Annotated in this window: 7 protein-coding genes and 1 pseudogene; all 8 read left to right on the top strand. The window is 41.4% G+C overall.

Translation table 11 applies throughout. From position 1 onward, the window contains the following. The first annotated feature begins 112 nt into the window (after positions 1-112). The 8 genes and pseudogenes from D1Z90_RS18660 (at position 113) to D1Z90_RS18625 (ending at position 13,595) form a co-directional block, all read left to right on the top strand. Positions 113-5,320: an HAD-IIIC family phosphatase gene (locus D1Z90_RS18660; protein ID WP_232525305.1), complete on the top strand. Its 5,208-nt coding sequence runs from the start codon at positions 113-115 to the stop codon at positions 5,318-5,320. A gap of 209 nt (positions 5,321-5,529) precedes the next feature. After that, the gene (locus D1Z90_RS18655) at positions 5,530-5,715 is read left to right on the top strand and encodes a hypothetical protein (protein ID WP_119912313.1); all 186 of its coding nucleotides are present in this window, start codon (positions 5,530-5,532) and stop codon (positions 5,713-5,715) included. 25 nt (positions 5,716-5,740) lie between these two features. Next, positions 5,741-6,385, top strand: a pseudogene (locus tag D1Z90_RS18650) (IS3 family transposase); the annotation flags it as partial. Positions 6,386-7,098: 713 nt separating this feature from the next. Continuing rightward, positions 7,099-9,252 (top strand): RHS repeat domain-containing protein, encoded by a 2,154-nt coding sequence (locus D1Z90_RS18645; protein ID WP_119912312.1) that lies wholly within the window; start codon positions 7,099-7,101, stop codon positions 9,250-9,252. Between the two features lie 11 nt (positions 9,253-9,263). Then, the gene (locus tag D1Z90_RS18640; protein ID WP_119912311.1) at positions 9,264-11,831 is read left to right on the top strand and encodes an RHS repeat-associated core domain-containing protein; all 2,568 of its coding nucleotides are present in this window, start codon (positions 9,264-9,266) and stop codon (positions 11,829-11,831) included. 73 nt (positions 11,832-11,904) lie between these two features. Further along, positions 11,905-12,249, top strand: a complete 345-nt coding sequence (locus D1Z90_RS18635; protein ID WP_119912310.1) for a hypothetical protein — start codon at positions 11,905-11,907, stop codon at positions 12,247-12,249. Positions 12,250-12,430: 181 nt separating this feature from the next. Further along, positions 12,431-13,207: a ParA family protein gene (locus D1Z90_RS18630; protein ID WP_119912309.1), complete on the top strand. Its 777-nt coding sequence runs from the start codon at positions 12,431-12,433 to the stop codon at positions 13,205-13,207. Continuing rightward, a complete protein-coding gene (locus D1Z90_RS18625) occupies positions 13,200-13,595 on the top strand; it encodes a hypothetical protein (protein WP_119912308.1) in 396 nt (131 codons plus the stop codon). Before D1Z90_RS18630 ends, D1Z90_RS18625 begins: the two co-directional genes overlap by 8 nt. Positions 13,596-13,872 lie beyond the last annotated feature (277 nt).

Below are 13,872 nucleotides of genomic sequence, written 5' to 3'. Positions count from 1 at the left end.
CTCGTTAATTACTGATAACGATGACCATGCACCGGTTAAAAGTGGAGATACAGCAGAGCAAGAGTATATCGCACTGCTGCGCCAATACTTAGGCCTGTCACTGCCGGATTACATGATCCCCTCAGTATTTGTTCTACTTGAGCAGTTACCGTTAACGCCAAATGGAAAGATAGACCGTAAGGCCTTGCCTGAGCCTGATATGTCAGCACAACAAGCCGAGTATATTGCACCACGCAGCGAGACTGAGAAGGTGTTGTGTGAGATATGGCAGGAAGTGCTGGGGGTTGAGCGCGTTGGTATTGTTGACAACTTCTTCCAGTTAGGTGGCCACTCTCTATTGGCGGCACGCCTGATATCACGCATTAATCAGCGGTTGAATATAAGCCTGCCGTTAAAAACCCTATTTTTATTGCCATCACTGGGGTGCTTGGCTCAAGAGCTTTTAAATTTAGCGCCCGATCATGGTTATCCCAAACTGGAAAAAGTGTCAAAACAAGGGCCATTGATGCTCTCCTATAGCCAGCAGCGTATGTGGCTGTTAAATCAAATTGATAATGAGAGTACGCAGTACCATATGCCCAGTGCACTTAAGTTATCAGGACCATTAGATGTCAAAGTGCTGAATCAGGCTTTTTCAACAATCTTTGAACGCCATGAGAGTCTACGCACTGTTTTTGTTGTTAATGATGCAGGAGAGCCTCATCAGGTCGTAACTTCCGTGACCGATTTCACCGTTAATATGGAAGATTTATCCATGCTGGAGCCTGAAGCTAGGGAGCTACGCATTGTTGAGTTAAAGAGTAGAGAAGCTTGTGCCGCCTTTGACTTAAGTGGTGATTTAATGCTACGGCCCCAGCTGGTTAAACTGGCTGAAGATGAGCACATATTACTGGTCACTATGCACCACATTGCATCTGATGGTTGGTCAATTGGAATTTTGATTGATGAGTTTTGTACTCTTTATCGTGCTTATAGTCAGAATCAAGTTAGCCCGCTACCAATACAAGAAGTTCAATATGCTGATTATGCCCACTGGCAGCATAACTATATCGAACACTTCAAAGAGCAGGCGCTCACATTTTGGTGTGATGAGCTCTCAGGGGCGCCAGATGAAATAAGCCTACCAACAGACTATGCGCCTGAACCAGGTGGTTCGCGCAATGAGGTAGGCAGACAAGTTATTAATGTGAGACCTGAGTTGTTGACCCGATTCAAGCACCTGTTATTAACACACCAGAGTACTTTATTTTCAGGCCTGTTCTCGAGCCTCAATTTATTATTACATCGCTGGTGTGAGTTGGATGACTTAGTCATAGGGGTCGTCGATGCAGGAAGGGATCACGCTGAAATAGAAAGCCTTATAGGCTGCTTTATCAATACACTTGCTATAAGAGGAGACCTATCCGCAGATGAATCATTGAATGATTATCTGTGTCGCAGTTGTAGCCACCTAAACAGCGTAATGGAGCATAAATCCTTACCATTTAATTTGGTTGTTGATGCGGTTAACCCGGCGAGGAAAATAGATGCCAATCCATTGTTTAATGTAGCTTTATTATTACAAAACTACACTACATCAGAAATTCAGATTGATAATTTACTGGTGAGCTCACAGGATACTTCAAGTAATGAGGCGCTGCTGGATTTACGATTTATAGCAGAAGAGTCTGAGGATGGTTTAACGTTGACATGCGAATATCGCGCACAGTTATTTACTGAATCAACAATAAGACTGCTGCTTGAAGCTTATCAGAGCGTGATTGAGCAGTTACTGGATCAACCACAACGATTAGCGAAAGAAACTGTACTTCCTGCTCGTTTAATTGAGCAAGCAAAACAGTCAAGATTGCGCCACAAAACACTTTGTGTTGCTGGTACCTTCACACTCGAGCCCCTGTTAGATAGTTTTCAGTTTTGGTGTGATAGCCTTAATCTGGAGATGGGCATTCAACTCACTCCTTTCCAGCAAGTATTTCAACAGTTGCTCGATGCCAACAGTGAATTACGACAAAATAAAAATGGTTTTAATCTTATTTTACTGTCATTACATGATTGGCTAGGGACTGGAGATGTAACTGAGCAGCAAGCAAACTTAACGGACTCTGTGGGACGTTTTTGCCGTACGATAGAGGCTATTCAAGCTCAGTCACCGCTCAATTTTGTTATTATTTTATGCCCATCAAGTGCCCAAGTGTGTGCAGAGCCTTTATTGCAAAGTATTGAATTACAGCAAAACCGATTACAAGCGCAGTTAGAGTCGCTAGTGAAAGTTGAGCTTGTGTTGCCTGACACATTGGAACAAGCATTTCAGTTGGGGGATTGTTTTGATATTCATAGCTTTAACTCAGGCCATGTACCCTATACGCCAAGTTACTACTCAGCCTTAATGAGTACCGCATTTAGAAAGTTAAGCGCTCTGGAAAGAAAGCCTTATAAAGTGATTGTACTGGATTGTGATAATACACTTTGGCAGGGGTTGTGTGCTGAGGAGGGGGCAACAGGTGTTGCGGTAACAGATGAGTTCAAATACCTGCAACGTTTTGCTCTGGATTTAAAAACGAAAGGGTTTGTCTTGTGCCTTTGTAGTGCCAATGAAGCAGAGGATGCTTGGGCTGTATTTGATCAGCATTCGGAGATGTTATTACGCCGTGAGCATATAGTGGGTGCGCGAATTAACTGGGAGCCAAAATGGAAAAACATCCAGTCGTTAGCCAATGAATTAAACTTGGGTTTAGACAGTTTTATTTTTATTGATGATGACTCCCTTCAGTGCGCACAAATGAAGCAATTTTGCCCACAAGTACTGACTTTGCAATTACCTGTTCAAATGGAAAGCTTACCACTGTTTTTTAACAGTGTTTGGGCGTTTGATATTAAGAATACTTCAGGAGAACAGCAAGATAGAACAATCCAGTATAAACAAAACCAACAGCGAGAGCAGTTACAGCAAGCAACAGGTAACCGTCAGGAGTTTCTGGACTCGTTGAAGCTGGATATTGACGTTCAAACCCTATCAGAGATGGATTATGCAAGAGCTCAAGAGTTATTACAGCGTACCAATCAGTTTAATTTAACAGGCATGCTGGTTGATGAGTTAACCATAAAAGCTAAGATAAAGACAGGTGAGCTGTGTGCCGTCAGTGCACGGTTGAGTGATAAATTTGGTAGTTATGGTTTAGTTGGTCTGTCGCTCTTTCGAATTAAACATGACACGCTGTTTATCGATAATGCAGTATTGAGTTGTCGTGCCTTTGGGCGTGGAGTTGAGTATGAGTTACTTACAGAGGTTGCGCGTATCGCACAATTACATGGAGTCGAAAATATCTCAATTCCCTTTATCAGAACAGCTCGAAACACACCTGCTCTCGCCTTTTTAGAGCAACTCCTTGGAAAAGGTAAAGTAAACAAAAAGCCTGAGAGCCAGTACTTCTTTAAGGTAGAGGCGCTTTTAGGGTTAAATTATAGAAAGGTTTTAGAAAAAGAAGACATAGCCTCCAGTGCGACTGTATCCAAAATGGAAAGCCAGAGGGTTATTTCTAGCGTGAGCTTATTGTCTTCGCAACACTATAGCCAGATAGCCGAGCTATCACAGAACTTCAGTTTATTAGCCAAGTCGATTGAATTAAATGCCCAGCAGAAACGCAAGGCAGTGTGTTCGGGTTTACAAAGTGAATATGTTGCACCACGCAGCGAGACTGAGAAGGTGTTGTGCGAGATATGGCAGGAAGTGCTGGGTGTAGAGCGGGTAGGTGTTACTGATAACTTCTTCCAGTTAGGTGGAGACTCTATATTATTAGTTCAGGTTATGTCCAACGCAGTAAAACTCGGCTTGCAACTAACCGTTAAGCAATTGTTTGAGCGACAAGATATTGAATCTTTGGCAGGAATAGTGCGAACAGAGCCTTATGTAGGGAAAGGCAACGCAGTCAGTGAAGTTGTTGGTAAAATGCCAGTTTCTCCTATTTTACATTGGCTCTTCAAAAGAGGAGAGGACTTTGAGCAATACAATGCTTTTCATTGGTTAAATGTTGATAGTCGTGTTATCACTTTGCCTGTGCTGGAAAAGGCTTACCTAGCTCTTGTCACTCAACATGACATTTTGCGCTCACAGCTCTCTTTAGTTGAGGGCGAGTGGGTTGAAGAGATCGTTTCGACTGACATTTTTATTAAAGCTAATCCTGTATTATTTCATGATTTAACCCATGGTATCGTTGATACAGAGTTAATCAAATTAGGTCGAGCAAAGCTGTGTAGTATGAAACTGTCGAACTCACCTATCCAAATGCACTACTTTCAGGTGATAGGTAACGAAGCAAAGGTTCTGTTAAGTTATCACCATAGAGTATTTGATGGTTATTCTCACCCTATCTTGCATGAGGATTTGATTCACTTTTTGAAAATGGCTATAAGCGGAGTTGAAATTAACTATCCAATAAAGTCAGCTTCGGTAAAGGAGTTTGCCAAGGAGATGAAATGCTTTGCAAATAACAAGGCAGAGCAAGATAAAGACTACTGGCTATCTCTCCCCTGGCATAAATATCAATCGATGCCAAAAGATCGGCCTAATGGGAAGAATACAGTAAACAGCTCAATTATGTTGGAGCATTCACTCGCTGAAGAAGCCAGTGCATGCTTGCTAAATAACTTAAGCCGATCGACTGGCCTATCCGACACAGCGATACACTTAGCATGTATAGCAATGGCTTATAGGGAGTGGAGCGGGCATTCACTGTTTGTTATAGATATTGCTATTACAGTGAGAAGTTTACCATTTATTGATTTGGACTTATCAAGAACGTTAGGGTGGCTGCTTGATCCTGTTCCGGTCGTTATTGATTTAGACCTTCTACCTAAGGACATAATTTCTGCCGCGAAGTCACTCAATAAGCAATTGAAAGAGCTACCAAATAAGGGCGTGTCTTATGGCTGTCTAAGGTATTTATCAGACAACGATGCTATAAAAGAACAAATGCATAAACTACCACATGCAGAATTTTTGTTTAATTATCAAGCGTCATGGTCGAAAACTGAGGAGGGTAATCCTGTTATGGATGCTGATATAAGTCAGTACATAAAGGTTGAAACAGACAAACTCGCATTTGAGGAGAACAGAAGTTCGGCTCTCAACGTATATGAATCTCCCGATTTAGATCGAGGTGTTGCTATTTATGCTGAAGGCATCCGAACTGCGAATGGAGCTTATAAGGCAAGATTTCAAATTAGTGGTAATTTACATGACAGAGAAACTGTACAGCCATTTTTGAATGCATATGTAGACCATTTACAAGAGTTAGTTACTGAAGTGATGGCTTTGGCTTAACTCTGTTACAACATTTTGAAGAAAATAAATTTATTGTTCTGATTAAATAAAGCCCCCGACCTCATAACCGGTTGGGGGCACGTCTTTGCCCCATTCGTTGTTAGACTTGCACCATCTCTCAATTTATATCGCGCTGCTTTGACTTACTTTTACTCATCTTTGTACTGTAGTGTTTAACATGATCATTCAATCACATGAGGTAGTTGTCTATGTTCAACATAAACAGAACTCCTGAAATAAATGAAGCAAGAGAAAAGTATGATTGCGCTTGTCAGCATCACAAGGAAATGGCAAGGCTTCATCGAGCAGGTGCGGTAAGTTCTGAAGACTTAAAAGAGGCTATAGACGATATGCGACAGGCAGAAAATGAGCTGGATGCAGTTAAAAGAGCATAATCACTCCATTTAGTCGTTAGTACATATCAGCCGTAAGAAAACAGCACAATTGATGAAAGAGGCGAACGTCTGGGTACGCTATAAAAAGAAATACAAGGCAACAACAAACAGCGATCATAACAAACTGATATATGATAATGAGCTCCAGCAGGATTTTGATATTCAACACCCCAATCAAGCTTGGGCTCTAGACATTACTTACATATGGACTTCTGAAGGGTGGCAGTATTTAGCCGTCGTGATAGATTTATATTCACGTAAAGTAGTTGGTTGGAGTATGGGCAGCCGAATGAAAGCTGCGCTTGTGTGTGATGCACTCACAATGGCCATCTGGCAACGTAAGCCTAAAGCTGGGTTAATAGTACACTCAAACCAAGGCGTTCAGTATACAAGTCATCAATATCGACGCCTACTAAGCTCACATAAGTTTGTGGGTAGTATGAGCAAAAAAGGATGTTGTTGGGACAATGCCGTTGTAGAAAGCTTTTTCGGCAGTTTAAAACAAGAAAGAGTTCACTGGCGCAATTACAAAACGCGGTATGCAGCGCAGAAAGATACCTTGAACTATATAACTATGTGGTACAACAGCCATCGGATGCACTCATACCTTAATTATCAGAGTCCCAATGAGTTTGAGCGTATGGATAAACCGATAAAAGAAGTCGCTTAAAGAGCTTAACTAGGGTGACCGAATTAAGTTGACTAGGTCAATCGATCCAGTCGTAAAATGCGATTAACAATCAAAGATTGGAAAGCTCTCAATGTGAGAATAGTGAATTTAACATAAGATAGATAATGTGCAGCTATAAATCTTTGATAACTCACCATTCGACCTAGTAAGTACAACAGATATCACCGCTAAGTCTATGACAGCATGTAGGTAAATTCTAACCTAAACTTAGTTTCTCCCTTTGCCAAACGGCGATTAAAATCAACGGATAAATTACCTTGCTCTGATTTCAAACACATTTCATCGTGAACAAAAAAGACAGTTTTGTGGCGCTAGCTAAAACAGATAAGTTGGCAATAAAAACATGATTAATTCGCAGGTGCTATTGGTGTGTCATATTAATTATAAATTTCATTATTTTTCATGACGTTAGTCCGGATTTTAGAGTGTCACTTCTGTTTACTTCCTGCGACTTGCAAGGTCTGAGGGCATTCAGCCACTTTGCATGAGCGTTAGGCTGTCAATATTAGCTATGCCCACGAGCCTCAGCACCATTAAGGCTCTAGGCATCTTTTTTCGGCTTCAGAATCATGAGTTAGTGAGCAGAAGTTGTTGATCAAAGTTTAATTTTTTATCGGAATTAGTGATTTGATTGGAATTTTATATTTTTTTCATGTATTTTTCACACACCCATATTGATAAAAAAGTTTTTTATGATCGATTTTAAATATACAGGGATGCTTCTCATTCCCTTCTCCGTTGTAGCTAGTGAAACCGGTTCAATGCCAGCTAACAGCTTCGAAAATTATTCAGCAAACTCGTCTACTCGAAGTTCATTTCAACGTTCCGCTCCTTTGCCAGGTTGGTGGAGTGGATGCAGAAAGCTGGACAAAAGAAAAGGGTTTCGATACGAATGCTCGGAAGACATAATAATGCCAACCAAAGAAAGTACGTGCGAAAAAATAGGCCCGGTTGGTGTGCTCATTTCGAGAAGCGGGGTAGTATCAACGCCCTTAGAATACGAAGGACAATGGCATGTCAATGATGTAGGGCAAGACCCTTTGTTTCCTGATAATACTGTTTGCGTGATTTCCTATAGCAATAACACGTGGCATATAAGTATGTATCTCGAAGAAGAAGTAGACATGGAAAAAGAGAAAGATAAGGGCGAGGAAGAATGTGAAAGTGAAAAAAATATTTCACCTATGTGTGGAAACCCTATCAACATTATCAATGGTAATAAATTTCAAAAAGAGATTGATTATCAGCATGTTAGCTCAAAAATATTAAATTATACTCGCTATTACAATAGTCAAATAGGGGTTTTTAAATCACACCACTTACCACAAAGATGGTCTGATAACTATTCCGAATACTTAGTATTTAATGATAGAAAGCGTGAAATCTATTTCTTAAGAAAGGATGGGAAGGTTTTAACCTTTAAAGTGGAGAGTGACCCAAACACATACATCTCAACCAGTTATGCCAATGCAAAACTATTATTGTCAAATTCAAGCTGGGTGTTAGAAGAGGATTCAGGCGAAACACGAACTTTTTCATCTTCAGGGAAAATAACGAATTACAAGTCACCATCAGGTGAAGAGTTATCTTACGAATACGATAAAGTTGGGCAGCTTTCTACCATAAGAGACGTTAATAGAGTCGGTCTCGGCCTTAATTTTACATATGATAGAGCTTCCGGCTTTATTTCCAGTGTTCAATTAGTCTCCCCTCAATTGGCTGAGCCAAAAAACGTTGCATCATATACTTACAAAGATAATCGATACCTTGCTCAAGTTCAGTTTGCCGATAAGAGTACTAAGAGTTACCAGTACGGTAATTATTCATCATTGATTGAGCTCACGGATGAAAACAGTAACATATCATCTTGGGAATACGTCTTTCCCGATGGCCCCAAAGCCATCAGCTCAACCCACGCGAATAACATTGATAGAACAGAAATTACTTATGCTGCTGACAACCTCAGTGCTTCAGTAAAAGATGCCAGAGGTTTTACAACCACTTATCTGATTGGTGATGTTAACGGCAGCGCTAAAATCTACTCCATTTCAGCACCTTGTAAGGCTGAAAAATGTAATACGTCTCAAAAATACATCGACTTTGACGCTAACGGAAACGTGACATCAACAAGAGATGCTAGAGGTGTTATCACGACCTACCGCTATAATGATAAGAATTTGGAAGTCAGTCGTACTGTTGCGACAAGTACCACTGAAGAGTTTGAGATAAAAACGCAATGGCATCCCACATTGCCACTTCCCGTCGAAAAACATTACCCTAACAGGCTCGTTCAATTTCAGTACGACGAAGGCGGTAACTTATTATCCAAAGAAACCTTCGCAGATGGAAAAAGTGAAAAGTGGAGCTTTACTTATAACCACTTCGGACTAATGACATCTCAAACCGATCCTCTAGGAACAATTACCACTTTCGAATACGACGCGCTGGGTAACTTAATCAGAAAGGCTGTGGGTGATACTTCAATCACCGTTTACGCTGAACACAATGAAAATGGTCAAGCACAACATATCACTAGACCAAATGGCGTGATTTCCAAAATGACATTTGATCTTAGGGGAAGACTGACTTCTATTACCGAAGGCAAAGATATCACCCTACTGACGTATGACAAAGTTGGTAACTTGATCAAACGAGAGCTTCCTTCAGGAAAAGTCATTAATTACAGCTACGATGGGGCTTACCGACTCATTTCTATCATGGATAACAAGGGTAACACCATCAAATTTACTCGAGATCTCGCTGGTAATATTATCAAGAAAGAAACGGTTGACCCTGGCTCACAGCTCACTCAAGCCATAGCTAGCCACTCTACACAGGTCAATTAAGGGAAGTTACCATGAAGAAAACTATCAATTTAATTACGACTCCTTTAGCCCTTATCGTTACATCAGCCCTAGCATTTTCTTCACATGCCAATGCCCAGAGCTGCAACCTTTGGGATAAAAGCAGTACCTATACCAGTGGCATGTGTGCAGAGCACCAAGGAGTCACATACAAAGCTAAGTGGTGGACTAAAGGTGAAGAGCCTGGCGTCGCAGGGGTATGGGAAGTAACATCTGTAACGCCTTCCACTCCTCCAACCTCTGGACCAACACCTCCTCCAACAGAAGTGCCAGTAGTAACTTACCCAGTGTGGGAAAGCAGTAAGACATACACTGGTGGAGATATTGTTACGTATGATAGAAAGCTGTTTAAAGCCCTTTTTTGGACACAAAATGATACACCTAGCATGACAAGTCAAACTTGGGAGTTTATTTCAAATGCACCTCGTTCAAAACCACTGCCATTGCCTATGCCACAAGCTCAGCCTCAACTTCCGACTGTTCCAGTGCCCCCTCAACCTGTCGACCTGCAAGTTGAGTCATCAAGCACTCATTATGAATACGACAACTACGGCAATTTAGTAAAAGAAAGTAATGACTATGGGTATACAGTTCAGTATGCATATGATGCAGCAGGAAACTTGATTGCAAAAGTAGACGAAGAAGGCCATGTGCATACTTATGATTACGATAGTTTGAGTAACTTGACTGAAATGACGTTACCAGACTTATCTGTTGTTAAATACGGTTACAATAGTGATAGTGCATTAACATCTGTGACCGATCCAGAAGGTTTGGTTACACAGTACACATTGGATAGCTTTGGAAACAATATCTCACAACTAAGTCCAGATTCTGGTGCTACGCAATTTTCATATTTAGTTTCAGGTAAACTGGCCTCGGTTACTGATGCCAATAAAGAAACTGCACTCTATGATTACGACAACTTAGGTCGGTTGAAAAGCATCTCTTATACCGATGATGTACATACTTTTAGTTACGGTGAAACAGCAGGTTCTGGAGAGCAGTTATCCTCGTTCTCGAATGCATCTGGAGAAACAGTGCTAAGTTATGATACGCAAGGTAACCTCTCAGAAATGAGTCAAACCACAGGAAAGCACCGTTTGACTGTTGGGTATACTTGGGGGAAAAACCTTTTAGAACGTATTACTTATCCATCAGGTATGGTGGTAGATTACCTCTATGACAAAGGCGAGCTAACTGGCATTAATGTCAACGGTCAGGCCCTACTCCAAAACATTCATTGGTCACGAACAGGTACACCAATAACCTGGACTTGGGGAAATGGCCAAGTCATGACAAGGCTTCAAGATGCCATTGGTCGTGTGTCTAAGCTGGATTTAGGCAGTAATACACTGTCACTGACTTATGATGGAAAAAATAACATCAAAAATATCACCACAATAGGTGACTTTGAAGGAATTGAGCAACTTTCATATGATGCAAGAAACCGGTTAGTTGAAGCTAGAACGGCTACGGAGCAGTTTGAGTACACTTACAACAGCAATACGACCCGAACAAGTAATACTCGTGGAAATGACAAAATGGTTTATGACCTCTCACCTGACAGTAATCGGATAACGGGTAAAAGTGGTCAAACACAAACCAGTTATGAGTATGATGCAACGGGTAACTTAATTAAAGATGATAAGCGTACATACCGTTATAATTCATCCGGTCGCTTAGTTGAAGTCACAGAAGGGCTTGAAACAACGGATTACCGATATAATGCTCTAGGACAACGCGTCAGTAAAACAGGAAAAGAAGCGCGGATGTTTATGCATTCATATACCGGTCCGCTTCTAAGTGAACTGCGCGATACGGGAGATGTCATTCAAGAAACGGTCTGGCTAGGTAACCTTCCTATTGCTGTTGTCAAACCGGGCGCAGGGACGGAACCTGATGTCTATTATATTTGGGCTGACACGCTGGGTACACCAAGGGAAATTTCAGATCCAGCTTCTCGACAAACTGTTTGGTCATGGCAAGGCGAAGCTTATGGAGATGACCTACCGGTGAGTGAGTTAAATGCGAGTGGTGAAGCATTCGAATATAATTTGCGTTTCCCAGGTCAATACTATGATGCCGAGACAGGGCTACATTACAATTACCATCGTTATTATGACCCGAGCACAGGCCGGTATATTACGAGTGATCCTATAGGCTTGGGCGGAGGGCTAAACACTTATGCTTATGTTGAAGGTAATCCTTATACTTACTTTGATGATACAGGGAAGTTCACGAAAGTTGCAGCAATAAGCTGTAGCACTTTGGTAGGGATCGCTAATTTGGCCGGCCTATATAACTCCTATGAAGAAAGAAAATACGCGCTAGAGTTTATTACTGAGCAACAAAAGCTAATTAAAGAAGAACTGGAGCAGTGTGACCCTTTGGATGTGCATAGGAGGCAAGAGCTCAGGGATATGAATGAAGAATTGGCACTTCAAATAAGTAAGGTTGGAACTGAACTTGGAACTGCCCAATCTACTATCGGTCAATTGCCTGGATTTATTATCGGCGAAGCAGCTTGTGCTGCTTTGTGGGCGTTACCTTACTTTTAATTAATTTATAGCGGCAGAGTAAATGTTCTGTAATTTTTATGCATTTACTCTGTATAGCAATAGGAATTTGAAAATGAAAGATAAAGTTGCTTTAGCAATATTTACATTTGTTATTGGTTTTGGTGTTGGAGGCCAAGCTGTCCGTTATATCATTGAAGACTCAATGAATGACAGTATCCAACGAAACCATGAGTTTCGAGCATTTGAGGCTCAAAGTCACTTAGTGGTTGCAAAAGCAGTACGGGATAATAGGCTTGATGAAGCTATCGCTTTTTCTGAGTCAATTATGGATCGAAATATATCTTTCTTTTTGAAACAAGAAATAAAAGACAGCTCAATAGATAGCCTTATAAGGCAAGCTAAAGATTACAAGGTAAAAGACTGTAGTAATAAATGCTTACCCAGCTTAAACAATTAAAAAATAGATTAGGAGCCTCTGATTTTATTTTATTTTTTTAGGAGAGTCTGCCAAACACACTGATTTAATTTAATTACACTCGCATCATAGCAAAATATACTAAGCTAAATATGTATATCATCAGTGCTATACATACTCGGCAGTATTTTTATGGTGCTTTAAACAGATAAGCGGGTCTAAAATGAAAAAAATCATGGTGGGTAATCGTAAAGGTGGTGTCACTAAAACCACCACGACAGTCAATACGGCTTATGAGATCAGCAAACTCGGGCATAAGGTGTTACTTGTCGACTTTGACTCTCAAGGCGATACCACCAAATTTACTAAGCGCGTGGATACCGAGTATTACATCGGTGATGTACTCATGGATAGAAAGTTTGATATCAACGCCGCAATCTACCCCGCTATTATCAATGATGAAGAACAGCCGAATCTTCATGTTATCCCAGCTCGGTCAGGGGATATCATGACCAAGCTGGACATGGAAATGATCAGCTTACCTCGTCGGGAAGACCGGTTGATGTACCAACTCAAACAAGTGGAGGACCGATACGACTTTGTCATCATGGATACCAACCCATCGACCTCAGTACTCGGCCTCAATGCAGTCATGGCCGCGGATCTCTACATTTTCCCAACAGAGTATAAAGAGCACAGCCTTGATGGGATTGATGTTTTGCTCGAACATATCTGCAATGTGAAATATGTAGAGCCAGACGATGTCGACTTCATTATTTTGCCTACGAAAATTGATAAACGGGCCAAGAGGTCGCTGGAGTTTGGGGAAAGCTTTCTGGCAACCGCGTGGCCAAACCACATCGCAGACAGCGTCATTTATGACCGGGCCGTTTTTTCAGATTCCGAGTCGGAGCATGAGCCAATTTCAGTCATAAGCCCAGGTCATGTTGCCGCCAACTATTACAAGAAGTTTGCCAAAGAGGTAGTCAATCATGTCTGACAACGCCCGTTTAGCAGCGCTCCAAGCCAAAAAAAAGTTAACAGGCGCAGAAAGAGCTGAGCTAAAAGCGCTTAAACGCACTCAGTCAAACTCGACTCCCTCTAAAGCAGACTCTAATAAGGCCAAAAACGTCTTTGGTATCGCTCCTACAACCAAAATCAACCCCAAGCCCGTACGATTTTTGGAGCAAGAGCGAACAGGGATGGGAAACCGCGTCAAAGACATTCAATCGCAAGATCTAGAGTACGTTATCGAGAAACTCGGCCGAAAAGATGGGGTAAATGAAACCAAGCTCATTCGTGCTGCAATCTACTTACTCTCAGAGCACTCTAATAAAGAAATCATTGATGCGATTGCCGAGGTGCAAAAAATGATGATCCGCGGTTGATTGAAAAAAGCGAATTTCCCGCGCCAGGTTTTATAGGCAGTGCCGAAGCAATGTTACGCTAACCCAGCGTTCAGCCGGTGCTGTAAAAACAATTGATTCAATAAGTTACACTCGCCCACAGCTCTCAGCCTTTATGTTATTCCCATGGCTTCACTGTCTGTAAGCCCAAAAGCAGCAAAAAAACCTGCGCTCTAAATCATCACACCTACCAGCTTTTCCCTTACCAGGGGGTGGCTCACCACTTAATATCAGCTTCCATCTACTAATAAATAAGCTG

Origin of the sequence: Motilimonas pumila (genome assembly GCF_003596335.1) — a bacterium.
Taxonomy (GTDB): domain Bacteria; phylum Pseudomonadota; class Gammaproteobacteria; order Enterobacterales; family CBDFNC01; genus Motilimonas; species Motilimonas pumila.
This window is presented reverse-complemented; position numbering and strand designations above follow the sequence as displayed.